The sequence below is a fragment of the Rouxiella sp. T17 genome, assembly GCF_036663475.1.
Taxonomy (GTDB): domain Bacteria; phylum Pseudomonadota; class Gammaproteobacteria; order Enterobacterales; family Enterobacteriaceae; genus Rouxiella.
Genome location: NZ_JAWUEA010000026.1, coordinates 91146 through 117271, shown reverse-complemented (window position 1 = coordinate 117271; position 26126 = coordinate 91146). Strand labels below are relative to the sequence as shown.

General features: G+C 55.5%; 19 protein-coding genes. 12 read left to right on the top strand and 7 right to left on the bottom strand.

Annotated elements, in window-relative coordinates:
- Positions 1 to 114: 114 nt before the first annotated feature.
- Positions 115 to 2148, top strand: a complete 2034-nt coding sequence (locus SC206_RS07180) for an NADPH-dependent 2,4-dienoyl-CoA reductase (RefSeq protein ID WP_332735577.1) — start codon at positions 115 to 117, stop codon at positions 2146 to 2148.
- A 31-nt stretch (positions 2149 to 2179) separates the two neighbouring features.
- On the opposite strand, the gene rlmG is transcribed toward SC206_RS07180, so the two are convergent.
- Positions 2180 to 3328 carry a 23S rRNA (guanine(1835)-N(2))-methyltransferase RlmG gene (gene rlmG, locus SC206_RS07175; protein WP_332735575.1) on the bottom strand — a complete coding sequence of 383 codons (1149 nt, stop codon included), beginning with the start codon at positions 3326 to 3328 and terminating at the stop codon, positions 2180 to 2182.
- A 171-nt stretch (positions 3329 to 3499) separates the two neighbouring features.
- Between rlmG and SC206_RS07170 the strand changes: the two genes are divergently transcribed.
- The 5 genes from SC206_RS07170 (at position 3500) to SC206_RS07150 (ending at position 7954) form a co-directional block, all read left to right on the top strand.
- Positions 3500 to 4006, top strand: a complete 507-nt coding sequence (locus SC206_RS07170) for a M48 metallopeptidase family protein (RefSeq protein WP_332735573.1) — start codon at positions 3500 to 3502, stop codon at positions 4004 to 4006.
- Between the two features lie 24 nt (positions 4007 to 4030).
- Positions 4031 to 5053, top strand: coding sequence for a Gfo/Idh/MocA family protein (locus tag SC206_RS07165; protein WP_332735571.1), 1023 nt, complete (start codon positions 4031 to 4033; stop codon positions 5051 to 5053).
- Between the two features lie 42 nt (positions 5054 to 5095).
- Complete coding sequence (locus SC206_RS07160; RefSeq protein ID WP_332735569.1) at positions 5096 to 5842, top strand: glutamine amidotransferase; 747 nt, start codon at positions 5096 to 5098, stop codon at positions 5840 to 5842.
- A 323-nt stretch (positions 5843 to 6165) separates the two neighbouring features.
- Entirely contained in the window at positions 6166 to 7146 is a 981-nt protein-coding gene (locus SC206_RS07155) for a TerC family protein (protein ID WP_332735567.1), read from the top strand.
- Between the two features lie 220 nt (positions 7147 to 7366).
- A complete protein-coding gene (locus tag SC206_RS07150) occupies positions 7367 to 7954 on the top strand; it encodes a hypothetical protein (protein ID WP_332735565.1) in 588 nt (195 codons plus the stop codon).
- A gap of 218 nt (positions 7955 to 8172) precedes the next feature.
- Here SC206_RS07150 and SC206_RS07145 read toward each other — a convergent pair whose 3' ends face one another.
- The 5 genes from SC206_RS07145 to SC206_RS07125 all read right to left on the bottom strand — a co-directional run bounded on the left by SC206_RS07145 (position 8173) and on the right by SC206_RS07125 (position 15822).
- Entirely contained in the window at positions 8173 to 9234 is a 1062-nt protein-coding gene (locus SC206_RS07145) for an ABC transporter ATP-binding protein (protein ID WP_332735563.1), read from the bottom strand.
- 28 nt (positions 9235 to 9262) lie between these two features.
- A complete protein-coding gene (locus SC206_RS07140; protein ID WP_332735561.1) occupies positions 9263 to 11032 on the bottom strand; it encodes an ABC transporter permease subunit in 1770 nt (589 codons plus the stop codon).
- Positions 11033 to 11088: 56 nt separating this feature from the next.
- The gene (locus SC206_RS07135; RefSeq protein ID WP_332735559.1) at positions 11089 to 12174 is read right to left on the bottom strand and encodes an ABC transporter substrate-binding protein; all 1086 of its coding nucleotides are present in this window, start codon (positions 12172 to 12174) and stop codon (positions 11089 to 11091) included.
- Positions 12175 to 12251: 77 nt separating this feature from the next.
- Positions 12252 to 14624 (bottom strand): glycoside hydrolase family 3 C-terminal domain-containing protein, encoded by a 2373-nt coding sequence (locus tag SC206_RS07130; protein ID WP_332735557.1) that lies wholly within the window; start codon positions 14622 to 14624, stop codon positions 12252 to 12254.
- Positions 14625 to 14901: 277 nt separating this feature from the next.
- Positions 14902 to 15822: a LysR family transcriptional regulator gene (locus tag SC206_RS07125; RefSeq protein ID WP_332735555.1), complete on the bottom strand. Its 921-nt coding sequence runs from the start codon at positions 15820 to 15822 to the stop codon at positions 14902 to 14904.
- A gap of 345 nt (positions 15823 to 16167) precedes the next feature.
- On the opposite strand from SC206_RS07125, the gene SC206_RS07120 reads away from it, so the two are divergent.
- Complete coding sequence (locus SC206_RS07120; protein ID WP_332735553.1) at positions 16168 to 17085, top strand: nucleoside hydrolase; 918 nt, start codon at positions 16168 to 16170, stop codon at positions 17083 to 17085.
- A 79-nt stretch (positions 17086 to 17164) separates the two neighbouring features.
- Here SC206_RS07120 and mgtA read toward each other — a convergent pair whose 3' ends face one another.
- Positions 17165 to 19876, bottom strand: coding sequence for a magnesium-translocating P-type ATPase (gene mgtA, locus SC206_RS07115; protein ID WP_332735551.1), 2712 nt, complete (start codon positions 19874 to 19876; stop codon positions 17165 to 17167).
- A gap of 544 nt (positions 19877 to 20420) precedes the next feature.
- On the opposite strand from mgtA, the gene treB reads away from it, so the two are divergent.
- The 5 genes from treB (at position 20421) to phnG (ending at position 26126) form a co-directional block, all read left to right on the top strand.
- Positions 20421 to 21878: a PTS trehalose transporter subunit IIBC gene (treB, locus tag SC206_RS07110; protein ID WP_332735549.1), complete on the top strand. Its 1458-nt coding sequence runs from the start codon at positions 20421 to 20423 to the stop codon at positions 21876 to 21878.
- A 96-nt stretch (positions 21879 to 21974) separates the two neighbouring features.
- Complete coding sequence (gene nrdD / locus SC206_RS07105) at positions 21975 to 24176, top strand: anaerobic ribonucleoside-triphosphate reductase (protein WP_442976038.1); 2202 nt, start codon at positions 21975 to 21977, stop codon at positions 24174 to 24176.
- Positions 24177 to 24180: 4 nt separating this feature from the next.
- A complete protein-coding gene (gene nrdG / locus SC206_RS07100) occupies positions 24181 to 24645 on the top strand; it encodes an anaerobic ribonucleoside-triphosphate reductase-activating protein (protein ID WP_332735547.1) in 465 nt (154 codons plus the stop codon).
- Positions 24646 to 24882: 237 nt separating this feature from the next.
- Entirely contained in the window at positions 24883 to 25608 is a 726-nt protein-coding gene (gene phnF / locus SC206_RS07095; RefSeq protein ID WP_332735837.1) for a phosphonate metabolism transcriptional regulator PhnF, read from the top strand.
- On the top strand, positions 25608 to 26126 hold the full coding sequence (phnG, locus tag SC206_RS07090) for a phosphonate C-P lyase system protein PhnG (protein ID WP_332735545.1): 519 nt from the start codon (positions 25608 to 25610) through the stop codon (positions 26124 to 26126). Before phnF ends, phnG begins: the two co-directional genes overlap by 1 nt.

Below are 26126 nucleotides of genomic sequence, written 5' to 3'. Positions count from 1 at the left end.
CGGCAGCCCGTGTTTGAAAGCCGCGCCACAGGGTTTAAATTTAACAGCATCTCATCCGACCACTCATCTCTTGGGGTTACTCGAGCCGTGGTTACTTTCCTGATGGAGTGCGTTATGAAGCCTTGGTCCGTGACTTATCCTTTTTTGCTTGCTCCTCTGGATTTAGGTTTTACCCAGCTGAAAAATCGCGTGCTGATGGGCTCGATGCATACGGGTCTGGAGGAGCGGGAAGACGGTCCCGCGCGGCTCGCGGCCTTTTACGCCGAGCGCGCGGCGGCGGGCGTTGGGCTGATTGTGACCGGCGGAATTGCGCCGAATCCGCAGGGCGTGGTCTATCAGGGCGGATCGGTACTCAATAACGCCTCGCAGCTCGGCCATCATCGAATCGTTACCGACGCCGTTCACGCCGCCGGGGGCAAAATCGCGCTGCAAATTCTGCACGCGGGCCGTTACAGCTATCAGCCCGACCCTGTCGCGCCGTCGGCTTTGCAGGCGCCCATCAACCGGTTTGCTCCGCACGCCCTCAGCGAAGCCGAGATCGAACAGACGCTGGAAGATTTTGCCCACTGCGCCCAACTGGCGCGCGAAGCCGGTTATGACGGCGTAGAAATCATGGGTTCGGAAGGTTATCTGATTAACCAGTTTCTCACCGAGCGTACCAACCAGCGCGACGATCAATGGGGCGGCAGCGCTGAAAACCGGATGCGTTTTGCCATCGAAGCCGTGCGCCGCGTGAGAAAAATTTGCGGCAGCGATTTCATTATTATCTATCGATTATCGATGCTCGATTTAGTGGAACAGGGCAGCAATTGGCAAGAGACGGAGCTGCTGGCAACGCAAATCGAGCAGGCCGGCGCGACGCTGATTAATACCGGCATTGGCTGGCACGAGGCGCGCATCCCGACCATCGCCACTCGGGTGCCGCGCGCCGCGTTTGGCTGGGTCACGCAGCGGCTGATGGGCAAACTCGGCATTCCGCTGATTACCACTAATCGAATTAATGACCCCGAAATCGCCGAAGATCTGCTGTCGCAGGGCTACGCCGACATGGTGTCGATGGCGCGGCCGTTTCTTGCCGATCCGGCGTTTGTGCAGAAAGCGGCCGACGATCGCGCCGACGAGATTAACACCTGCATCGGCTGTAATCAGGCCTGCCTCGACCAGATTTTCGCGGGACAGATAACCTCGTGTCTGGTTAATCCGCGCGCCTGCCACGAAACCGAGCTGCCGATCCTGCCCGCCACGCGGCTTAAAAAGCTGGCGGTGGTCGGCGCGGGTCCGGCGGGTTTGGCCTTTGCCACCACGGCGGCGCAGCGCGGTCATCTCGTGACGCTGTTTGATGCGCAGCCCGACATCGGCGGGCAGTTTAATATCGCCAAACAAATTCCGGGCAAAGAGGAGTTCTATCAGACCTTGCGCTATTACTCGCGCCAGCTTGCCCTGCTCGACGTGCAGCTGAAATTGGGCGCGCAGATTACTGCCGAGGCGTTGCTCGAGTTCGACGAAATTATTCTGGCCTGCGGAATCTTGCCGCGCCTGCCCGACATTCCGGGTATCGATCACCCTAAAGTGTTGTCCTATCTCGACGTATTGCGCGACAAAAAGCCGGTTGGACGGCGCGTCGCGATTATCGGCGCGGGCGGTATCGGCTTTGATACCGCCGAATATCTGGCGCACGTCGAGCCGTCGTCGAGCCTGAATATCGCGATGTTTAATCTGGAATGGGGCATCGATTCCAGCCTGTGCCAGCGCGGCGGCTTAGCGGCAGAAGGCCCGCAGCCCTTGCCGTCGGCGCGTCAAATCACTCTGTTGCAGCGTAAAACCAGCAAGGTTGGAGCGGGATTAGGCAAAACGACGGGCTGGATCCATCGCGCCAGCCTGCTGGCTCGCGGCGTAAAAATGCTTAACGGCGTGGGTTACCAACGCATCGACGACGCGGGTTTGCACATTATTTATGAAGGGCAACAACACCTTTTGCCGGTGGATAACGTGATTATTTGTGCCGGTCAGGAGTCACAGCGCGGGCTGGAAGCGCCGCTGCGTGAAAGTGGGAAAGTGGTGCATCTGATTGGCGGCGCGGATGTCGCCGTAGAACTGGATGCCCGTCGCGCTATCGATCAGGGCACCCGTTTAGGACTGGTTATCTGATGATTACTGGTGATTAATCATCGAGTCACCTTTAGAAGTTGTTAAGTCCGGCGTTGGTTTTCTCCGCGCGCAGCACCACAAACTTCTGGTTGGTCGCAATAGTGGTGCAGTTGCCGAACAGACGACGCAGTTTCTGGTAGTAATCCAGATGACGGTTGCCGACGATGCGCAGCTCGCCGCCCGGTTGCAGGCAACGTTTGGCATCGCAGAACATCCGCCACGCGGTGTCGTCGCTGATAACCGTGCCCTGATGGAACGGCGGGTTGCACAGCACGGCGTGCAGCGATTCACGCTCAACGCCCGCCAGCATGTTGTTCACTTCAAACTCGCAGCGCTCAAGGTCCTGCGGCAAATTGTTCGCCACGTTGGCACGGCTCGATTCCACCGCCATGTAAGACTCATCGACAAACAGCATCTCGGCGTCGGGGTTCAGCGCCAGTGCGGTAATGCCGATCACGCCATTGCCACAGCCCAGATCGGCGATACGGCCTTCAATGCCTTCCGGCAGATGCTGCATAAAGAAGCGCGCACCGATATCCAGACCCGTGCGCGAAAACACGTTGGCGTGGTTGGTGATACGCAGCTCGCTGTCATCCAGCGCCCATTCGGTGGTTACCGGCTCGGCAGGCTGCATGTCTTTCTCGGGCTGGCAGTGAATCAGACGGGCCTTTTTCCACGCCAGGCTGGTGCGCGTCGTGCCAAGAATGTTTTCAAACAGTTGCAGCGTCGAGGTGTGAATGTCACGCGCTTTGCCGCCCGCGATGATCTGGGTCTCCGGCGTCACGACTTCGCGCAGCGCACGCAGCTGTTGTTCCAGCAGCGCCAGCGTTTTTGGCACTTTAATGACCACTAAACCCGGCGCCTGCGGCAGCGGATCGAGACTGCTTTGGGTAGTAATCAGCGAATCGTCGAGATTATTCAGACGCAGGTTGTAGCGCGCCGCCAGCTGGCTCATAAAGGAGTCGCTGACATTGACCGGCGAAAACTCATGCAGCGCACAGGTCAGGGCACCAAACGCGTCATTAAAGATCAGCACGGGACGGCCATTGAGTGTGTCGGTGGTCAGGGTTTGCAGCAAGTATTCGTCGGCTGCTTCCCACGCCTGCAGCGTCGTGGACTCTTCCTGTAGCGGATAACGTTCCAGCTCAAGTTGCAGTGTACCCAGTTCAAAATGGCTCATTGGCCCTCCTCAAATTTCAATTTGCGCTGTTTATCCCTTAAATTGCGCTATCAGTAAAATGTTTTTTCAGTTAAAAAGGGATTATCTGTCCCCCCTTGCTGCCTGCGGGTCATTCACCGGTGGATTGCGTGCGGGTTTTCCCTCCATTAAAGAGAGCCAAAGCAAACAGTTATGCCAGAATTGACCTATCTGCAAGGATACCCCGAACATCTTCAAGCTCAGGTGCACGCGCTCATCGAGCAAAAGCGTCTCGGCAGCGTGCTGCTCAGTCGTTATCCCGAACCTCATGAACTGACCAACGACAAAGCGTTGTATCAGTATACGCTCGACTTGAAGAACCAATACCTGCGCAGCTCGTCACCGTTGAGCAAAGTGGCCTATGACAACAAGATTCACGTCATGCGCCACGCGTTGGGGCTGCACACGGCGATTTCGCGCATTCAGGGCGGCAAGCTCAAAGCTAAGGCGGAAATCCGCGTCGCGACGGTATTCAAGACCGCGCCCGAGGCTTTCTTGAAAATGATCGTGGTGCACGAGCTGGCACATATTAAAGAAAAAGAACATAACAAGGCGTTTTACAGCCTGTGCTGCCACATGGCACCTGATTACCATCAGCTTGAGTTTGATACCCGTATGTATCTGACCCATCTGGATTTATTCGGCAAGCTCTATATCTAATAATCAAAAATAAAGGGAGTAACCATGATTCGCTTCGCCGTGGTGGGCACCAACTGGATAACCCAAAGCTTCATCAACGCAGCGCACGAAAGTGGCAAACTCAAGCTGACGGCTATCTATTCGCGCTCGCTGGAAAACGCCAAAGCGCTCGGGCACGACTATCCTGTCGAACACTTTTTTGACTCTCTCGAGGCGATGGCCGCCTCCGATCAGATAGACGCGGTGTATATCGCCAGCCCGAATTCGCTGCACTGCGAGCAAACGTTACTGTTCCTCAAGCATAAAAAACATGTGATCTGCGAGAAGCCGCTGGCGTCTACTTTGCAGCAGGCGGAGCAGATGATCAGCTGCGCGCTCGAGAATCAGGTGGTCCTGTTTGAAGCTTTTAAAACCGCCTATCTGCCTAACTTCTTGCATGTAAGAAGCACGCTGGGCCGCATGGGCCCGCTGCGCAAGGCGATTCTTAACTACTGCCAATATTCTTCGCGCTATCAGCGCTATCTCAACGGCGAAAATCCCAACACCTTTAATCCGGCCTTCTCCAACGGCTCGATTATGGACATCGGCTATTACTGCCTCGCCAGCAGCGTGGCGCTGTTTGGCGAACCGGATTCGGTGGTCGCCAGCGCAACCCTGCTTGAAAGCGGCGTCGATGCACAGGGCACGGTATTGCTAAGCTACAAAAATCATCAGTACGGCGATTTCGAGGTAGTGATCAACCATTCCAAGGTCAGCGATTCCTGGCTGGAGAGCGAAATTCAGGGCGAAAACGGCACGCTGCTGATTGAAAAACTGGCGGAATGTCAGGGGCTGAATTACATCCCGCGCGGCGGCCAGAAGCTCGAACTGACCCAGCCGCAGCACATAAATACCATGCTCTACGAAGCCGAAACCTTCGCCACGCTGGTCGACAGCCAGTTTTATCATCATCCGGGACTCGACGTGTCGCGCGTGACCGCCCGCCTGCTGACTGAAATTCGTCGTCAGACTGGCGTAGCCTTCCCTGCCGATAAAGAGTCTGCGGATAAAGAGTCTGCCGATAAATAGCCTGCTTAACGGCAGCTTGTTGAAAATAATTAAGGAGCCTGCATGCCTCATTCCGACCTGAAACCCCTGCTCATTCTGCAAACCGGTCAGGCGCCCGAGCCTATCCGCGAGCTGCACGGAAATTTTCCGCAGATGTTTATTCGTCAGGGAAATATCGACAATCAGCACGTGGTTATCATCGATTTACAGGCCGGTGAGCGCCCGCTGCCGCCACAGCATTACGCGGGCGCGGTAATCACGGGTTCGCGCAGCATGGTGACCGAGCATCTCGAGTGGAGCGAATACGCCGCCGACTGGATCCGTCAGGCGATGCTGATGGACCTGCCGATGCTCGGCGCGTGTTACGGCCACCAGCTGATGGCGTACGCGCTCGGCGGCAGCGTGGGCTATCATCCAGACGGTATTGAAGTCGGCACTGAAGAGATTGAGCTGCTGCCCGAGGCGCAGAAAGATCCATGGGTTTCCGCCCTGCCCGCGCGTTTTAATGCCAACCTGATCCACCTGCAAACCGTGTTGCAGCCGCCAGCCTGCGCCACGGTACTGGCAAAATCGGCTCACGATCCGCACCAGATTTTGCGTTACGGCCCGAACGCCGTCAGCACCCAGTTCCATCCGGAATTTAGCGCGGCGGTCATGAAATCTTATCTGCCGTGGCTCAACCAGCAGGCCGCCGACGACAGCGTCGATTACCTCGGTAAATTGCAAAAGATTGAAGAAACTCCGCTGGCTCAGGGCTTGTTGCTTGAGTTTGTGGATGCGCTCGGCAAGCAGCGCGCGCTGGCGGGATGATTGTCTAAAGCTGGTGGGATAACTGTCTAAAGCTGGCGGGATAACTGTCTAAAGCTGGCGGGATAATTGTCTAAGTGTGTCAAGATGCTTGACCGTTGAAACATTTTGAATTATTTTTTCATCAGCAAAGGGGAGTAACTTCCTGCCGGTCAATCGTCAATACGATGAGTCCTCTCATCCGGTTACCGGGCAGTTGAAATAGCCATTGATTTCAGCTGTAAGTGAGACCTTGCCGGAAGGCAAGGTTGGCTCAAAATTTAGTAAAGAGCGGCTGACGTCTTCTGACGTTGGCCGTTTTTTTTTACTTTATTGAGGATGGGACGATGGAAAATTCCGTAGGAAGCCCGCTGCTGTGGGGCGCGTTCGCCGTCGTGGTGATTATCATGCTGGCGGTCGACATGCTGTTGCAAGGCCGAAAAGGCGCGCAGACGATGACCATGAAAAGCGCGGCGCTGTGGTCGCTGCTGTGGGTCGGACTTTCATTGCTGTTTAACCTTGCCTTCTGGTGGTATCTCAACGGCGAAGTGGGCCGCGAGGTCGCCGACAAGCAGGCGCTGGCGTTTCTGACCGGCTATCTGATTGAGAAAGCGCTGGCGGTCGACAACGTTTTCGTCTGGCTGATGCTGTTTAGCTACTTTGCCGTGCCGCCAGCTTTGCAACGTCGGGTGCTGGTTTACGGCGTACTCGGCGCGATCGTGCTGCGTACCGGCATGATTTTCGCGGGCAGCTGGCTGGTGGCGGAATTTAGCTGGATCCTTTACCTGTTCGGCGCGTTTCTGCTGTTTACCGGCATCAAGATGGCACTGGCGAAAGAGGATGACGGCGCGGTCGGCGACAAGCCGATTATTCGCTGGCTGCGTGGGCATCTGCGCATGACCGACGAGCTGTCGGGCGAGAAGTTTTTCGTCCGTCGCAACGGCCTGCTGTTTGCCACTCCGCTGCTGCTGGTGATGATTATGGTGGAGCTGAGCGACGTCATCTTTGCCGTCGACAGTATTCCGGCTATTTTCGCCGTCACTACCGATCCGTTTATCGTGCTGACCTCGAACCTGTTTGCGATACTCGGCCTGCGCGCGATGTATTTCCTGCTGGCGAACGTGGCGGAACGCTTCTCGATGCTGAAATACGGGTTGGCGATTATCTTGATTTTTATTGGCGCGAAGATGCTGCTGCTCGACGTGGTGCATATTCCGGTCGGTTATTCGCTGGGCGTGGTGGCATCGATTCTTGCCCTGACGCTCATCATCAACGCCTGGGTCAACTACAGGAATGATAAATTGACCAAAGCGAAGGCGAAAATTTAATAGTCACAGGCGAGTCGACAGGCTCGCCTCTTTTCATTACCTTGCTGCTCATCATTGACGTCTTGTCCAGACCTCAAATCCTTAAAATCCTTAATTCCCTTAAACGCGTAGATTCCCAAAAACGAAATTAAAATTATAAGAAAATCGTTTCCTAAGAGAATTTCCTTTTCCCCTACTTTAGTATCACGGCGTGTTCACCCACATTAACAGGGAAATTAACATGTCAACGTTTCCAAATGAATTACCGATTCACGCCCTTTTTCTTTTGAAGAGAATTCAATATAACCCGTCAACGCGAAATATTAAAAAGTTCATAAAAAACCTCACAGAGGTGAAAAATAAACGTGGATGCCTGTTTTGTTTAAGATGCAAAAAAAATGATTTTATTAACCATGAACACACTTATAAAGAGCTGACCAAGCTTAAATATGGCAACGATATTTTAAGCCGTTCGAAAGTAAAGCTAATCAACAAAGCTATTATCAAGAACAATCGGCATCTCAAAGAGGTCCCGCTGGTCATGCGCGCGATTAACGTCAGTCATTACAAAGACTTTATGAAAGAGTCCAATATTGATCCGCTAGAGCAGAAAATGCCTGTCGCCTTTTCAATTTTTCCCCTTAATAACCGGCCGCTCGACCATCGTCTGCTAAGCAAAGGTGCAAATCTTCCGCCAAGACAGCGGATCACCCCCTATTATTCCAATCAACAGCTGCAAAAGATTTTTGTTACTCACCGCTCGGTTAATATGGATTTATATAACTCCATCGACATTGGCGTAAAAAAAAACGACTGCACGGAATGTTAGCGGCGGAAGCCCGTGAAATACAACGGGCCGAGAGCAAAATGCACCTTGGAAAAACCTTTTACGATGCTGACGGCCTTCCCTATACACAATTTTAAAATCACTTTATTAGCGTTTATCGTAAATAAGAAGGTATCAGCTTTTTTATAAAATAAAAAAAGGCCTTCGGCATCTCATTGCCCAAGGCCTGCGCCTATGTTAATTCGCCATCACATCACTCGCTAGACCGCCAACAGCCGCGAGTTTGCGACGTCCCAGTCCAGCGAAACGTGGTCGCCTATTCTGAGAGGCGTTTGCGCGGAACTGCGAACGATAAACTTCTCGCCGCCTGCCAGCGTCACGACCACCCGCGTCTCTGAACCAGCGTAAACACTTTCACTCACCTGCCCTTCAAGGCCGCCATTTCCGCGCGCGCCTAAACGCATATGTTCAGGACGAATCACCAGCGCGGCGTTGCCCGCCTGCTGTCCGCCCGCCATCAGCGGGAAAATTCCGTGGCGCGTGTGCAGCGAATCGCCGTGAACCTGTCCGTCGAGAATATTCGACAGGCCGATAAACTCGGCCACAAAGGTACTTTGCGGACGCTCGTAAATCTCCTGCGGCGAACCAATTTGCGCAATTTTTCCTTCGTTCATCAGGCAGATACGGTCAGACAACGCCAGCGCCTCTTCCTGATCGTGAGTCACGAAAATAATGGTCGCGCCCGACTCGCGGTGAATGCGTTTAATCTCCATCTGCATCGTCTCGCGCAGTTGGCGGTCCAGCGCGCCCAGCGGTTCATCCATCAGAATCACGCTTGGTTGATAAACCAGACAACGAGCCAGCGCGATACGCTGCTGCTGGCCGCCGGAGAGCGCGCGAGGCAGGCGCGTCGCGACGTGGCCCAGCTCGACCATCTCCAGCACCTGCTTCACCTTGCGGTTTATTTCGTTGCCCGGCAGGCGGCGCATGCGCAGCGGAAAGGCGATGTTTTCTTCAACCGTTAAATGCGGAAACAGCGCGTAGTTTTGAAACACCACGCCAATGTCGCGCTGGTGAACCGGCGTCCAGGTTTCGTCTTTACCGTCGATCAGCAAACGGCCCGAGGTTGGCTCGACCAGTCCGCAGACGATTTGCAGCAGCGTGGTTTTGCCGGATCCCGACGGGCCCAGCAATGTCAGCAGCTCACCGTCATAAACGTCTAAATCAAGGTCGGCGAGAACCTGCGTCTGACCATAACTTTTGGCGACTTTCTGCGCCTGTAACTTGACCTTTTTGGTGCTAAAAGAGGCGTGGGTTGTCATCTTTTTTCTCTCATTGCAGGAAACCGCATTAAGCAGATTCGGTGTCACGACGGGCCCGTTCGGCCAGAATAAACAGCAGGGTGACGATGGCCAGAATAATGACCGAAGCCGCCGCCAGCGTTGGCGTCACGGACAACAGCACGTCATCCCACATTTGTTTCGGCAGCGTCTGTTTCACCCCGCCGCCGACGAACATCGCCACGGTCAGCTCCTCAAACGAATTCAGGAAGCCGAAGATAAAGGCCGCCACCAGACTGCCTTTGATAAGCGGCAGCGTGATTTCGCGGATAACCCGCCAGCGGCTTGCACCAAGGGTTCCGGCCGCCTGATCGAGTCGCCAGTCGTAATTTTTGAAGGTGGTCAAAATAATGATAAACACCACGGGAATCGCCATCACCGTGTGGCCCAGCATGATGCCGGCATCTGTTCCCACCAGGCCGATAGAGGCGAAGAGGTAAAACAGCGCCACGGCGGTGACGATGTTCGGGATGATCATCGGCATCAGGAAAGTCATCATAATCAGCCCGCCGCCTTTGCCGCTGTGACGCGCCACGCCGAAGGCCGCAATGCCCGCCAGCAGGGTCGCGAGCGCCCCTGAAACCAGCGCAATACCAAACGAGCGAAGCGTCGCGCCCATCCAGATTGGCGAATTCAGATAGGTTTCCATCCAGCGCAGCGAGTAGCCCGGCGGTGGAAATTGCAGGAACGTCGAGCTGCTAAACGCCATCGGCAAGAACGACACCACGGGCAGCACCAGCACGGCAATTACCAGCCAGCTAAACAGCGGCAGCAGCCAGCCAAAGCGATGACCGCCCAGAATGCGCGCCAGCGTTTCGGTGAGCAGATGACTTGCGGCGGCGAAAATTCCCAGAATCGCGTGCCCGATTCGACGCGTCAGCGAGCCGGTATCGACCTGCGCATCGCCCCCGGAAATCGCCGACATGCCAAAAATTCGGTCATACAGGAAGCAGACCACCAGCGTCGCAACCAGCAGCATCATGGCGATAGCGCCCGCCAGCCGCCAGTTAAGCAGCTGTTGCACCTGAGTTATCAGCAGCTGGCCGATCACCGAATCCTGCGGGCTGCCGAGCAGCGCGGGGGTAATAAAGAAGCCCAGTGAGCCGATAAACACCAGCAGACAGGCGGCGATGGTGCCGGGCATCGAGAGCGGGAAAAAGATCCGCCAAAAAGTCTGGCTAATCGATCCGCCCAGCGTTTTACCCGCGCGGATCAGCCCGTCGTCAATGCTGGTCATGCTCGGCAACATGGTGATAATCGCCAGCGGCAGCATGCTGTGCGCGATGGCAAACACCACCACGCCACGGGTATAAAGCACGTCGAGCGGATGCGCGCCGCCCATCGACAGCAACACTTCAGACAGAATGCCGCGTCGCGACAGCAGCACCATCCAGGCAAAATTTTTCAGCAGCGCGCTGGTCCAAAACGGCAGCAGCACCAGCCACATCAGCCGACGGCGCATCGTTTCGCCCTGTCGGGAAAGCCAATACGCCACGGGATAGCCGAACAGCAGGCAGGCCAGCGTAGCCTGTGCGGCGATCACGAAGGTGTTAATCATCACCTTAACGTAGACGCCAGCGCCAAACATTTGCTGCCACACCGCCAGCGAGAAATGCCCTTCGTCATCATTGAAGCTCAGCAGCATCAGCTTGATGGTCGGATAGGCGAGAAAAATCAGCAAAAATATCAGGCCCGGCAGGGTAAACCAGGCGGGATGCAGGCGACGCGTTTTACGGCGTTCAGGTTGTTGTTTGACAACGGTGGTTTCTAGCAAGCTCAATTCACCCTCCTCCGGGATAGAGATTGGCGGCACGCCTCAGCGCCCCGCCACGGGTCTTACCCGATAATCCACTTTTCAAAACGTTCGGTCAGCGCAACCTGATTGTCGCCCCAGTAGTTGGCGTCCATTTCGCGCAGACCCGCGATGTGATCCGGTGCCGTCGGCAACAGCGCGGCTTTTTTGGCGTCAATGTATTGATAAGCTTTGATATTGGTCGGGCCGCAGGCCAAATCGCTGGTATACATCGACTGACGCTGGGCGTTCATGCAGAACTGGATAAACTGATTCGCCAGCGCCGCTTTCGGGTTGCCCTTCGGAATAGTCCAGCCGTCGATGTTGTACAAACCCTGATCCCAGGCGATAGAAGCTGGCGTTCCCGCGTCGATTACCGTCTGCGCGCGGGTGCTCCAGATACTCATCAGATCCAGCTCGCCGCTTTGCAGCATCTGCGAACCCTGCGCGCCGCTGGTCCACCACACGTCGATGTGTTTGCGGATTTTATCGAGGCTGGCGAAGGCGCGATCGACGTCCAGCGGGTAGAGTTTGTCAGGCGACACGCCGTCGGCCAGCAAGGCCAGCTCCAGCGTACAGACCGGACTGCGCCACAGGCCGCGACGTCCCTGAAACTTCTCGACGTTCCAGAAATCGACCCAATTTTTTGGCGCAGTGCTGGCGCTGAAAGTATCGGTGCGATAACCCAGCGCGAGGGCGTAAATGCTGACCCCGGCAAACTGCGGCGTAATCGAACCTTTCACGTAGTTTTCAGGATCGTCGACCTTGATATCCAACGTTTCGAGATAACTTTTCGGCTGCTTGTTCATCCGCACCAGATGCTCGGGATTGAGCAGCGCCACGTCGAACAGGTAGGTTTTGGTATCCACCGCCATCTGGAATTGCGGAACCGGATCCGGCCCCAGCACGGTATTGATTATCTTGATGCCGGTCGCTTTTTCGAAAGGCTGATAGAAAGCTTTGCCGAATCCGAGGCCGTAAGGGCCGCCGACATCGGCCACCGTCAGGGTTTTCATATCGGCAGCCTGCGCGCTGCGCGCCAGAATCGACGGCGCAGTTAACAGGGTAATTGCGGTGCCTACGCCCGCTTTAATCGCATCGCGGCGTGATAAATGACCAATCTTTTTCATTACTCTTTCCCTTATGTGCTGGCAAATGGTGAGTGACTGATGAGTAAAAGAGTAAGGGGCGAGGTGCCCCTCAAGGTTCAGGCATCCAATTCCTGCTGTATAATCGCCTGATTGATCTCTTTCAGGATCTGCTCGCAGGCTTCAGGTGCAAAACGGTGGCGCAAACGGCGATCGAAGGTGGTGAAGATGCCGACGAAGGAGTTGGCGCAGTGTTCGAGAATGCGTTCGGCGTCCTGCTCGTTAATATTCATCTCACGTTGCAGGAACTGATTGAACATGCCGCGCGCCATCGGGTTTTCGAGAATAAAGGTCGGCTGGGTGTCGTGCTGGATCAGGCGATAACGCGCGACGGCAGAGTGACACTCAAGCGCCGCCTGCAACGGCAGAGAGCGAGAGTGCGCGCCGACGCACAGCGTGACGAGGTCGTTATCCAGAATCCATTCGCCGCGCGCGGTGTCGTAATAGCGCAGGTCATCGGCAGAGAGCGTGAGCGTGATGCGACGGCTTTCACCGGCGGCCAGCCCCACCTTGCAGAAGCCTTTCAACTCCTGATAAGGGCGGGCCAGACGCGGCTGCTGATAGCGACTGTAAAGCTGGCAAACTTCTTTACCGCTGCGCGCGCTGTTATTGGTCAGCGTAAAGCTTACGGCGACGGTTTCGCCCTGACGCAGCGTCTGGCGGTCGAGCGCGAGGTCACTGTAGGTAAAATCGCTGTAGCTCAGGCCAAAACCAAACGGGAACAGCGGCTCGATGTCGCGGGTGTCATACCAGCGATAACCGACGAAAATGCCCTCGCTGTAATAATGTTTGCCGTTTTCGCCCGGATAAGAGAGCCAGCTCGGCGTGTCTTGCAGGCGTTTCGGGAAGCTCACGGTCAGTTTGCCGCTCGGATTAGTGTGGCCAAACAGCACGTCGGCCAAGCCGCCGCCCATCGCCTGACCCGAGAAGAAGGTTTCAACCACGGCACCGACTTCGTCGATCCACGGCATTACCACGGCGTCGGGGTTGGCTAAAATCACAATCACGTTGGGATTTACCGCCGCCACCGCTGAAATCAGCGCGTCGTGACCCTCGGCCAGCGCCAGCGTGGTGCGATCCGATCCTTCGCCGTCGTAGCCGTTTTCGGTGCTGACAAAAATGACGATTTTATCGGCTTCGGCCGCAGCAGCGCAGGCTTGCTGGGTCAATGCGTCGCGCTCGGCAGCAATCTCGGAGGTGCCTTGCAGCCACTGCACGCTCATCTGACCGTCGGCCAGCTTGTTCATTTCATCTAAAGGAATATCGACCTGCGTCGGCACCGTCGTCGCGCAGCCCGAGCCTTGAATAATCGGCACCGTCGCGCCTTCGCCAATCACCAGCAGGCGTTGGCAGCTGGCTTTTTCCAGCGGTAACAGCTGGTTATCATTTTTCAGCAGCACGATGGATTCGGCCACCATGTTGCGCGCCAGCTGGTGATGCTCGCCGTAATCCACCGCAGTATCGCGGCGTTCAGCGGCCTTGGCTTTCTGCACCAGCGAGAGAATGCGGCGGCAGGACTGCTCGGCCACGTGGCGATCGATGCGCCCTTCTTCCAGCGCCACGCGCAGCTCTGCCTTACGGCTTTCGCTTTCCGGCATGTCGAGATCATTGCCCGCCAGCAGTGACGCGCAGCGATCTTTAATCCCGTGCCAGTCGGCCACCACCACGCCGGTGAATCCCCAGTCGTTACGCAGAACGTCGGTCAGCAGCCAGCGACTTTCGGCGGTATGCACGCCATTCAGGCGATTGTAGGAGCTCATCACCGTCCACGGCTGGCTCTGCTTGATGGCGCGCTCGAAGCCGCGCAGGTAAATTTCCCGCAGCGCGCGCTCGTCGACGATCGAATCCATCGTCGTGCGCTCGACTTCGGAGTTGTTGCAGGCGAAATGTTTGAGCGAAGCGCCCACGCCGCGCTGTTGCAGGCCATTAATCACGCCCGCGGCGATATCGCCGGAAACGACCGGATCTTCTGAATAATATTCATAGCTGCGGCCGCCGAGCGGCGTGCGGCGAATGTTGATCCCCGGGCCGAGCAGCAGGTGAACGCCCATGTTCTGGCACTCCTGCCCCAGCGCGTCGCCGAGACGCCAGGCCAAATCGACGTCCCACGAACAGCCAAAGCTGGAGCCGTTCGGGAAACAGGTCGCGGGTTTCATGGTGCCCCACGCCAGCTCGACATCTTTGGCGCGCTGATTGACTACGTTAAGGAAGGCCGAAAAATCCTGTCCGCCCTTTTCATCGTTTTCAATCTGCTGAATGGAATAACGCACGCCGTAGGTGCCATCGGTCATCACGATATTCGGAATGCCCAGACGATCGATCGGCTCCGTTTTCCACATCCGATGGCCGCTGAGCAGAGAAGCCTGCTCCTGAGCCGTCATTTCAGTGCTTAACGAGACGAGATCCTGCTCTGGGTGCTCTTTATTACTCATGCTGCTGACTCCTGGGGTCATGCCATCAAAGGCGCGGACGTATAAGGCTTATCCTGAGCGGGAAGCGCTATAGGCGAAATTAGTTAATTAATGGCTAGTGAAGTTAAAAAAACTAATCAGAGGTTAAATCGGCAGGAAACCTTCGAGGCAGCGCGACGTGATAAAACCTGAATCAAGCGATTAATCATGTTGTTATCAATATATTTATCATAGAGATAACGAGTAACCTCCGGCTTTTCCCACCACGCGGAAAAAGCAGCAGATTACTCTGTGAGACTTAGGCCACGGCGGCCATTGGGGTCAAAATTTGCTGTAGGCAATAGTCGACAAACAGCTGGGCGGGCTTGGTTGGCTGCGCGGTTTTTAGCTGCGCAATCACCAGTGCGGAAGGCGTAACCTCTTCGGCGAGTTCCACCATCGCCACGCGCTGGCCGTCATAGGTGTAATTCGAGTGCGGACGGGTGACCAGAATCGAGAAGCCAAGCCCTTGCCCCACCATGCCGCGCACCATCTCAATCGACGGCGAGGCGAACGCCACCTGCGGCGAGAGGCCCTGCTCGGTAAACAGGCTGACGAAATAGTGCTTACTCGGCAGCACGTCGAGCAGGATCATCGGCTCTTCGCTCAGCTCACGCAGCGTCACGCGCGGCTTCTGCGCCAGCGGATGATCGGCGGGAAGCAGCACGTAAGGTTTTTGCGGCGCGTTCAACGAGTGAGTGATGATGCTGTCATCGAGATCGTGATGATAAAGGATCGCCAAATCAAAACGACCGTTACTAATCCCTTGAACCAGCTCGTTTTGTTCGCCGTCGTAGATATGAATTTCGACCCCCGGATAGTGGCGACGAAAGCCCGTCAGCAAACGCGGCAGATAGAGCGGCGCGGCGGTTTCAAAGCAGCCAATCGAAATCTGCCCACACACCACGTCATTATCGGCCAGCGCGTTTTGCTCAAAGTTATAGGACATGCGCAGCAGCTCCTGCGCCTTGGTATAAAACCGGCGGCCGCTCGAGGTTAGCGACACGCCCTGCGCATGATGGCGAATAAATAGCTGCACGCCGAAACTCTCTTCAAGCCCTTTAATCGCTTGCGAAATAGAGGGTTGGGCGATGTGCAGCTGGCGCGATGCTTCCGCAATGCTGCTGCACTCCACCACGGTGACGAAGTATTTCAGCTGACGTAGCGTGTAATGGGCCATGATATTTGCCTCTGAAAAAAAGATGATCAACGGGGAAAGGCGTGGAAAAACCTTTTCAGCCAGTTAATAAGCAAGCTTCGTACCACTTCCCACATTAATCACAAATAAAGCCAACGGGCTGATTAGGCTGGATATTATCGATTACAGATGTTTTGGTCAGTGAATGGGTGGAAGGTTAAAAGTGTTTTAAAGGCGGGCAACATCCTGTTGTAGGCTCAACGCGCGCTATTGCGGTGCAGGGGCGGAAGAAACGTATTGCGCGCGCTGGGCAAGGCGACTAGTTTTATAGCCCTCACGGCGGGAAAATACTTTCGCTTCTCCTCACTCATTCTGGCAAGGCTGGCTATGGCACCACATAAAATTATTCTCGATTGCGATCCTGGCGTTGACGATGCCATCGCCATTCTGCTGGCGCTAGCGTCGCCGCAGGAGATTGAATTGCTTGGCATTACCACCGTTGCGGGCAATGTGCCGCTCGAGAATACCGCCCGCAATGCGCGGCGGATCTGTACGCTGGCGGGGCGTCAGGATATTCCGGTTTACGCCGGATGTTCGCGTCCGATGCTCGAAGCCGAAGGGCGTCGTTCAAAAGTTCACGGTAATGACGGATTAGGCAACGTGACGCTGCCGGAGCCAGATTTCGCCCTGCAAGAAGAGCACGCCGTCGATTATCTGATTCGCGCTATTCACGCGGCGTCCGGCGAAATCACGCTGTGCCCGATCGGCCCGATGACCAATATCGCGCTGGCGATCGTCAAAGATCCGTCGATTGCGCCGAAGATCAAACAGCTGGTATTTATGGGCGGCGCGGCGTTTTGTCCGGGCAACAGCTCGCCCGTGGCGGAATTTAATATTTATGTCGATCCGTGGGCGGCGCACGTGGTGCTGAGTGCAGGCATTCCGCAGGTGATGTTTGGCCTCGACGTTACGCTTCAGGCTAAAATAAATTCAAATTATCTGGATGCCTTACAGCAGGTTAGCCCGTTACTTGCCAGCGCCACCGCCATGATGCGCAGCTACGGCGCGAGCGATCCGTGTCTGCACGATCCCTGTGTTATCGCCTGGCTTATCGAGCCTTCGTTATTTAGCGGCGTTGAAGGTGATATTAGCGTCAGCTATCACGACGATATTCATCGCGGACAGACCGTCGTGGCCGTTAAACCGCGTCACCTGGCTGATAATCAAACCAATATTACGGTGATGACGGAAGTCGATAAACCGCGCCTGCTGAAAATGCTGGCCGAACGCCTGTCACGGCTGTAAATGCAGTTGCAGATCGAAACGCAAAAAGGCCTCTACGCAAGAGGCCTTTTTAAAACATTACTGCTTTTAAATCAGCAAATTATTGCCAGCCGTAGCGACGAACGAAATAGCCTTTTACGCCCTGCGTCAGGACCATGTAAGCCACCAGAATCAGGATGAGCCACGGGAAATAACCCAGCGGCAGCGCCTGTAATTGCAGGAATCCGGCGGCGGGCGAGAAGATCAGGCCAATGCCCGTAACCACCACCAGCAGCGTCATGATGCACAGCGGCCACGACGCGCGACTCTGAATAAACGGCACTTTTCGGGTGCGGATCATATGCACAATCAGCGTTTGTGACAGCAGCCCTTCAATGAACCAGCCGGACTGGAACAGCGTCTGCATTGCAGGCGTGTTGGCCTTAAAGACCCACCACATCAGCGAAAAAGTCAGGATATCGAAAACGGAGCTGATCGGCCCAAAGAAGACCATAAATCGCCCGATATCGCCGGCGTTCCAGCGCTGCGGCTTGGCGAGCTGCTCTTCATCGACGTTATCAAACGGGATCGCTACCTGCGAAACATCGTAAATCAGGTTCTGCACCAGCAGATGCAAAGGCAGCATCGGCAGGAAAGGTAAAAAGGCGCTGGCGACCAATACGCTAAACACGTTGCCGAAGTTTGAACTGGCGGTCATCTTTATATATTTCAGCATGTTGGCAAAGGTGCGACGCCCTTCCGTCACGCCCTGCTCCAGCACCATCAGGCTTTTTTCGAGCAGGATAATGTCGGCCGCCTCTTTGGCAATATCCACCGCCGAATCGACCGAAATCCCGATATCCGCGGCTCGCAGCGCGGGCGCGTCGTTAATGCCGTCGCCCATGAAACCCACCACGTGACCCTGCTCGCGCAGCACGCGCACAATGCGCTCTTTATGCAGCGGCGCCAGCTTGGCAAAAACGGTGGTAGTTTTTGCCAGCTCGGCCAGCTCGGCGTCATTCAGTAATTCAACTTCGCTGCCAATCACGATTCTATCGACCCTCAGCCCGACATCTTTACAGACTTTACGCGCCACCAGCGGATTATCGCCGGTGAGGATTTTTACCGTCACTCCTTTGTTCTGCAACGCTTTTAGCGCGGGCGCGGTGCTCTCTTTCGGCGGATCAAGGAAGGCGATATAACCGGCCAGAATCAGGCTGGACTCATCGGGCACCGCGTAATCCTGCGTGCGCGCCGCCATCACTTTATGCGCCACGGCCACCACGCGCAGCCCTTGCTGATTGAGTTCGTCGGTAATGCCGCGAATGCGCGCCAGCAGCGCCGCCGTCAAAGGCACGGTTTGAGCGTCGAGTTGTACCTGCGTACAGATCGACAGGATCTCCTCCAGCGCGCCCTTGCAGATCAGCCGATGCTCGTTTTCAACCTCCGACACCACCACCGACATGCGGCGACGCTCGAAATCAAACGGGATCTCGTCAATCTTGGTGGCCGGATTCATGCCCTGCTCCATCAGCCGCGCTTCGGCGCTTTCGAGCACCGCGACGTCGAGCAGATTTTTCAGGCCGGTCTGATAGTGACTGTTCAGCCACGCCAAATGCAGCACGTCGTCGCTCGGCGACCCCAGCACGTCGGTGTGACGCTCAAGAATAATTTTATCCTGCGTCAGCGTGCCGGTTTTATCGGTGCACAAAATATCCATCGCGCCGAAGTTCTGAATCGCGTCCAGATGTTTGACGATCACTTTCTGATGCGACAGTTTTACCGCGCCTTTCGCCAACGTCGAGGTGACGATCATCGGCAGCATTTCAGGCGTCAGCCCCACGGCGACAGAGAGCGAAAACAGCGCCGCTTCCCACCAATCGCCTTTGGTATAACCATTAATCAGCAGCACGATCGGCGTCATCACCATCATAAAGCGAATCAACAACCAGCTGACTTTGCTGATGCCGCGCTGGAAGGCGTTAGGCTGCTCGTCCTGACGAATCACCCGCTCGGCGAGCTGGCCGAACCAGGTTTGCGCGCCGGTTGAAATCACTATCGCCAGCGCCGTGCCGCTAATCACGTTGGTGCCCATAAAGCACAGCGTGTCCTGCTCAAGCGGATCGCAGTCGATGGGCATCCGGCTCACGGCCTGCTTTTCGACGGGCAGCGATTCGCCGGTCAGCGCCGCCTGGCTGATAAACAGATCTTTGGCCGACAAAATGCGCAAATCTGCGGGGATCATGTCGCCCGCCGAAAGCTTGACGATATCGCCGGGCACCAACTGATTAATGGCCAGCTCGAGGCTTTCGCTGCGCCCGGTTTGCGCGTCGCTGCGCAGCACCGTGGCGGTGTTGCTGACCATCGCTTTCAGCGCGTCGGCGGCTTTATTGGAACGCGCTTCCTGAATAAAACGCATCAAAGTGGAAATCACCACCATGCTGCCGATGACCAGCGTCGCCTTCATATCTTCGGTGGCGTAGGAAACCGCCGCCAGAATGGTCAGCAGCAGGTTGAACGGATTGCGATAGCAGATCCACAGATGCTGCCACCACGGCGCGGGCTGCTGATCGTCAGTCTGATTTGCGCCGACGCGTTCGCGAATCGTCGCGGCTTCGGCGTCGGTCAGGCCTTCAAAATGGCTGTTGAACTGTTGATAAAGTTCATCGGCACTGGCGCGAGCGCAGGCCTGACAGTGTTCGACAATCGTCTGCGGCACGTCGTGACCGGCGGCGGGCTGGGCATTTTCCAGCATCGGCGAGCGGCGAATCAGACGGCGCGGCAAAGTACGGCTAAATGCGTCGAACAGGCGTTGAGTGAGAGTTTTGAACATAATAAATACCTTTCTTGCGCCCACGGCAAAAGCTTGTCGGAGGTTTTCAGCCTGCCGTCGACGTTAAAACGCAGACGCAGCGCGAAAACCCCTGACAAATTAGCCAGGGATAGGCAAGTTACAGGCAGAGCGGGCATTTAAATTTTTGCGCGCTGCTGCTTACCAAATTTACCGGTAAGCAGCAGCGAAAAGGCGGGTGCTTACCGGATCATGACGGACTTGATGTATCGGGGTCGGGATCCATAAAAAGCCTCGGTAAGTGAAATCGTGAACTTATGAACTTATGAACTTATGAACTTATGAACTAAAAGTTTATGAACTACAAAGTTCTGAACTTATGAACTAAAAAGTTATGAACGGTGCGCAGTATGAACCTAAACGCGCGGGCCGAGCTGATCTCGATCAACTCAGTGGTCGAATCATACGCCTCTGATTGTTAACCGTAGCTAAACCACTAGAGCGCCGGAAAGTGGTTGTCGACGTGCAGGTTTTCAATCTGCCGTTATGCTTAGGTTTTAACCTTTGGGACGAAGAGGCTGAAAAGATGGGTAAAATAAACCGACAGGACGTTGAAAAGCTGCTCGAACAGGTCGGCGGTCGCGAGAATATTGCCTCCGTTACGCACTGCATTACGCGGCTGCGCTTCGCGTTAAACGATCCGGCCAAGGCGCGACCGAAAGAGATCGAAAATCTGCCGATGGTGAAAGGCTGCTTCACCAATGCCGGACAGTTTCAGGTGGTCATTGGCCCCGAAGTCGACGATTACTACAAGGCGCTGATTGAAATCTCGGGCAAATCTGCCGCCACCAAGGCGCAGACCAAGGCCGTCGCGCGCCAAAACATGAACCTGTTCGAACGCATTATTTCGCACATCGCCGAAATCTTCTTCCCGCTTTTACCCGCGCTGATTAGCGGTGGCCTGATTCTCGGCTTTCGTAACGTTATCGGCGACATTCCCTTCAGTAATGGCCAAACATTGGTGCAAATGCACCCGCTGTGGAAAACGATTTACGATTTTGTCTGGCTGCTCGGTGAAGCAATCTTTATGTTCCTGCCGGTTGCGGTGTGCTGGTCGACGGTCAAAAAGCTCGGCGGCACTGAAATTCTCGGCATCGTATTAGGGATTACGCTGGTTTCGCCGCAGCTGATGAACGCCTATCAGCTCGGCCAGCAGACGCCGGAGCTGTGGAATTTTGGTTGGTTTTCGATCGAAAAGGTCGGCTATCAGGCGCAGGTCATTCCTTCGATGCTCGCGGGTCTAACGCTGGCATGGATCGAAAACGGCCTGAAAAAAATTATTCCCAACTATTTGCAGCTGGTTATCGTGCCCGTGGTCTCGTTGCTGCTCGCCGCTTTTCTTGCCCACACGCTGATCGGACCGTTTGGTCGCACCATCGGTAACGGCGTGGCGTGGGTGGTGAAAACGGTGATGACCGGCAGCTTTGCGCCGATTGGCGCGGCGGTATTCGGCTTCCTTTATGCGCCGTTAGTGATTACCGGCGTGCATCAAACCACGCTGGCTATCGACATGCAGATGGTGCAAAGCACGGGCGGCACGCCGGTGTGGCCGCTGATTGCGTTATCGAATATGGCGCAGGCCAGCGCGGTATTAGCCATCGTGATTATCAGTCGAAAACGCAACGAGCGCGAAATCTCCGTACCCGCCACCATTTCAGCCTATCTCGGCGTAACCGAACCGGCGCTTTACGGCATCAACCTGAAATACCGTTTCCCGATGCTGTGCGGCATGATTGGATCCGCCCTCGCCTCGCTGCTTTGCGGCCTGTATGGCGTGACGGCAAACGGCATCGGCGTGGGCGGCTTGCCGGCAATTTTGTCGATCAAAACCCAGTTCTGGCCGGTTTATGGCATCGCGACGCTGATTGCGATTGTCGTTCCGCTGCTGCTAACGCTGATTGTTTACAAGCGAAAGCAGCGCCAAGGCCTGTTTGAAAATGCGCCTGACAAAGATGAATTTGCCGTAGAAGCCAATCAAAACTGAGCGGCCTTGACGCCGGAAGCCGATCGCCGGCTTCTTTGTTTCACGTCAAAAAAGCGGCCAAAATGGGCGAGAATTTATCTATATGTAGCGCATACAATGCGACCAGCCTCTACATATAGATATTCATCCAAAAGGACTCGCCCTGTGAAATCCGCTTATCCGCACCTCATCGTTATTAAACGCGATGGCTGTCAGGTGCCGTTTGTTCGGCAATTAATCAGCCAGGCCGTACAGCGCGCCGCCGCCGCCGCTCACATCAATGACGTCACCTATGCCGAACAGGTTGCGCAGCAGGTTGCCGATGATTTTACCGGCCATGCACAGGCGGATATTCACCAAATTCAGCAGGCCGTTGAAAATCGTTTAATGGCGGGGCCTTATCCCCAGTTGGCGCGCACCTACATCGAATATCGTCACGACCGCGACGTCAAAAGAGAGCTGCACAGCAGGCTGAATCAGGATATTCGCGGGCTGGTGGAGCAAAGCAATCTGGCGCTGCTCAATGAAAACGCCAACAAAGACAGCAAGGTGATCCCGACCCAGCGCGATTTGCTGGCCGGGATTGTGGCCAAGCATTATGCTCGCCAGCATATGCTGCCTCGTGATGTGGTGCTGGCGCATGAGCGCGGTGAAATTCACTATCATGATCTTGATTATGCCCCGTTTTTCCCGATGTTTAACTGCATGCTCATCGACCTGAAAGGCATGCTAAATCAGGGGTTTAAGATGGGCAACGCCGAGATTGATACGCCGAAATCTATCTCGACCGCCACCGCCGTCACCGCGCAGATTATTGCTCAGGTCGCCAGCCACATTTATGGCGGCACCACCATCAATCGCATTGACGAAATCCTCGCGCCCTTTGTGTCCCAATCCTTTGAGAAACATCGGCAAACCGCGATTGATTGGCAGATTGCCAATGCCGACGCCTACGCCCATCAGCTCACCGAAAAAGAGTGCTACGACGCCTTTCAGTCGCTGGAATATGAGGTCAATACGCTGCACACCGCCAACGGCCAGACGCCGTTTGTCACCTTTGGCTTTGGTTTGGGCACCAGCTGGCAATCGCGGTTGATTCAGCAATCTATCCTGCGCAATCGCCTCGCCGGTTTGGGTAAAAATCGTAAAACGGCGGTATTCCCGAAGCTGGTATTTGCCATTCGTGACGGCATTAACCATAAAGTGGGTGACGCCAATTATGATATCAAACAGCTGGCATTGGAGTGCGCCAGCAAACGCATGTATCCCGATATTCTTAATTACGATCAGGTAGTTAAGGTCACAGGATCGTTTAAAACGCCGATGGGCTGTCGCAGCTTTTTGGGCGTTTACGAGCAGCAAGGCGAGATGATTCACGACGGACGCAACAATATTGGCGTGATAAGCCTGAATCTGCCGCGCATTGCCCTGGAATCCAAAGGAGATGAAGCGGCGTTTTATGCCCTGCTTGACCAGCGCCTGCTGCTGGCGAAAAAAGCGCTGATGACCCGAATCGCGCGGCTCGACGGCGTAAAAGCCCGCGTCGCGCCCATTCTTTATATGGAAGGTGCCTGCGGCGTGCGATTGCAGGCCGACGACGATATCAGCGAAATCTTCAAACACGGCCGCGCGTCGATTTCTTTGGGTTATATCGGCATACATGAAACGGTCAATGCGCTGTACGGCGCGTCGATTCATCCTTTCGATGCGCCCGAACTGCGCGAAAAAGCCGTGGCGATTGTCGCCTATCTAAAAGCCGCTACTGACCGTTGGAAAGCCGAAACCGGCTACGGATTCAGCCTTTACAGCACGCCCAGCGAAAATCTCTGCGACCGTTTTTGCCGCCTCGATGCCGCCGAATTTGGCGTTATCGCGGGCGTCACCGATAAAGGGTATTACACCAACAGCTTCCATCTCGACGTCGAGAAGAAGGTTAATCCTTACCAAAAGCTCGATTTCGAAGCACCTTATCCGCCTATCAGCGACGGCGGATTTATCTGCTACGGCGAGTATCCCAACCTGCAACACAACCTGAAAGCACTGGAAGACGTCTGGGATTACAGCTACTCGCGCGTGCCTTATTACGGCACCAACACGCCTATCGACGAGTGTTATTGCTGTGGTTTTACCGGCGAATTCGCCTGCACCAGCAAAGGCTTTACATGCCCGAAATGCGGCAATCACGACGCGGCAAAAGTCTCCGTCACGAGGCGAGTTTGCGGCTATCTCGGCAGCCCCGATGCGCGGCCTTTCAACGCGGGTAAGCAGGAAGAGGTCAAGCGTCGCGTAAAACATCTCGATAACGGCCAGTTGGGGTAATCTCATGAATTATCACGCCTATTATCCTATCGACGTCGTTAACGGGCCGGGAACGCGTTGCACGCTGTTTGTTTCCGGCTGCGTGCATCAGTGTCGCGGTTGCTATAACCAGAGCACCTGGCGGCTGGATTCCGGCCTGCCTTTTACGCAGGAAATCGAAGACAGGATCGTGGCGGATTTGCAGGATCAGCAGATCCCGCGTCAGGGATTATCGCTCTCGGGCGGTGATCCTTTGCATCCGCAAAATTTAGCCGCGATCAATCGCCTGCTCGAACGCGTGGCTCACGAATGCCCCGGAAAAGATGTCTGGCTCTGGACCGGCTATCGCCTCAGCGAGCTCAACGCCTGCCAACGCAACACGATCGCGCGTATCAACGTAATGATCGACGGAAAATTCATCCAGCAACTGCACGATCCGTCCCTCCACTGGCGCGGCAGCAGCAACCAGATCGTTTGGCATTTACGCTAAACCCCCGCCCAGCATTCTTCATCTTTCTGCAATCCGCGCTTCACCGAACTGTCATTTAACGCCTGCAAGATGATGCCAACGTCGAAGCGAGGTTGACATCATGCAAGGTTTTGAAGCGATCCTCTTGAGTTACGATTTACCTCCCTTTTACGCCGTTAATACGCCTTTGTACCCGCCTCGACTTCATCTTTTGTCAGACAACCTGTCCAAAAACCTGTTAACGAGGGTTTCATTGTGATCGACTTATCTAGACATCCGACCAGTTTCACCACGCGTTATCAGCAAATTGCCGCCCAGCTTGAGCATGAGCTGCGCAACAACTATCGCTGCGGCGACTATCTTCCTCCCGAGAATCAGTTGGCCGAACGATTTGCTGTCAATCGCCACACGCTGCGCCGCGCGGTAGACGAGCTGGTGGATCGCGGTTGGCTGCAGCGCCGTCAGGGCGTGGGCACGCTGGTACTCATGCGACCTTACGACTATCCGCTGCATTCACAGGCGCGTTTTAGCCAGAATTTGCTGGATCAGGGCAGTCATCCCACCAGCGAACGCCTGCTGTCGGTGCTGCGTCCGTGTACCGAACACGTGGCGACCGCGATTGGCAAGCAGGAAGGCGACACGGTTATTCATCTGCGTACGCTTCGCCGCGTGAATAACGTGCCGGTTTGCGTAATCGATCACTACTTACCCGATCTCAGGTGGTGGGCCGCGTTACAGCATTTTCGCAGCGGATCGCTACACGATTTCATTAATTCACAGCTGAAAGAGCCGTTAAACCGCCATTCGACGCGTATTAGCGCTCGCCGCGCGCTGGCGAAAGAGAGCCAGCTGCTGGAGATCGTGCCACAGGCGCCGCTGCTGTGCGTGCGTACTCTGAACACCTGTGACAGCAGCGGCAGCGTGGCGGAATACTCCGTCAGCCTGACGCGTGCCGACATGATTGAACTGACCATGGAGCATTAATGGACGCCATAAATAGTGATGCTTTCTTAAAGAGCGATGCTTTCTTAAAAAATGATGAGGCGAATGCCTTGAAAGAGCAGGCGTTGCAACATCGTCAGCGCTGGATGTCGGTGCTGGCGCACAGCTCGCCTTCCGCGCTGCTCGAACACTGGCAGCCGCTGAATCTCTCGCCGACTTACAGCCTGTTGCGTCCGGCTGAAACGGGGCTGACCCAGCTGCAAGGCCGCATGGGCGGCACCGGAAAACGTTTTGTGATGGGTGATATGACGGTGACGCGCGCCGTGATTCAGCTTTCATCGGGGGTTTACGGTTACAGCTACGTGCGCGGCCGCGACAAACAACACGCCGAACTCTGCGCGGTGATTGACGCCCTGCTGCAAGTTTCGGGCATGGAAGAGTTATTGCACAAACGCGTCATCGCGCCGTTGGCCGCCAGCCAGCAGGCGCAACGCGAGAGGCGCGCTCGTCAAATCGCCTCCAGCCGCGTCGATTTCTTCACTCTGGTTCGAGGAGAATAA

What these genes read in the sequence shown, in the direction of transcription:
- treB (WP_332735549.1), top strand. Translation starts at nt 20,421, where the DNA reads ATGGGTAAAATAAACCGACAGGACGTTGAAAAGCTGCTCGAACAGGTC.
- phnG (WP_332735545.1), top strand. Translation starts at nt 25,608, where the DNA reads ATGGACGCCATAAATAGTGATGCTTTCTTAAAGAGCGATGCTTTCTTA.
- SC206_RS07155 (WP_332735567.1), top strand. Translation starts at nt 6,166, where the DNA reads ATGGAAAATTCCGTAGGAAGCCCGCTGCTGTGGGGCGCGTTCGCCGTC.
- SC206_RS07130 (WP_332735557.1), bottom strand. Translation starts at nt 14,624, where the DNA reads ATGAGTAATAAAGAGCACCCAGAGCAGGATCTCGTCTCGTTAAGCACT.
- rlmG (WP_332735575.1), bottom strand. Translation starts at nt 3,328, where the DNA reads ATGAGCCATTTTGAACTGGGTACACTGCAACTTGAGCTGGAACGTTAT.
- SC206_RS07150 (WP_332735565.1), top strand. Translation starts at nt 7,367, where the DNA reads ATGTCAACGTTTCCAAATGAATTACCGATTCACGCCCTTTTTCTTTTG.
- SC206_RS07170 (WP_332735573.1), top strand. Translation starts at nt 3,500, where the DNA reads ATGCCAGAATTGACCTATCTGCAAGGATACCCCGAACATCTTCAAGCT.
- SC206_RS07160 (WP_332735569.1), top strand. Translation starts at nt 5,096, where the DNA reads ATGCCTCATTCCGACCTGAAACCCCTGCTCATTCTGCAAACCGGTCAG.
- mgtA (WP_332735551.1), bottom strand. Translation starts at nt 19,876, where the DNA reads ATGTTCAAAACTCTCACTCAACGCCTGTTCGACGCATTTAGCCGTACT.
- SC206_RS07165 (WP_332735571.1), top strand. Translation starts at nt 4,031, where the DNA reads ATGATTCGCTTCGCCGTGGTGGGCACCAACTGGATAACCCAAAGCTTC.
- SC206_RS07125 (WP_332735555.1), bottom strand. Translation starts at nt 15,822, where the DNA reads ATGGCCCATTACACGCTACGTCAGCTGAAATACTTCGTCACCGTGGTG.
- SC206_RS07135 (WP_332735559.1), bottom strand. Translation starts at nt 12,174, where the DNA reads ATGAAAAAGATTGGTCATTTATCACGCCGCGATGCGATTAAAGCGGGC.
- nrdG (WP_332735547.1), top strand. Translation starts at nt 24,181, where the DNA reads ATGAATTATCACGCCTATTATCCTATCGACGTCGTTAACGGGCCGGGA.
- SC206_RS07120 (WP_332735553.1), top strand. Translation starts at nt 16,168, where the DNA reads ATGGCACCACATAAAATTATTCTCGATTGCGATCCTGGCGTTGACGAT.
- SC206_RS07145 (WP_332735563.1), bottom strand. Translation starts at nt 9,234, where the DNA reads ATGACAACCCACGCCTCTTTTAGCACCAAAAAGGTCAAGTTACAGGCG.
- SC206_RS07180 (WP_332735577.1), top strand. Translation starts at nt 115, where the DNA reads ATGAAGCCTTGGTCCGTGACTTATCCTTTTTTGCTTGCTCCTCTGGAT.
- nrdD (WP_442976038.1), top strand. Translation starts at nt 21,975, where the DNA reads ATGCGACCAGCCTCTACATATAGATATTCATCCAAAAGGACTCGCCCT.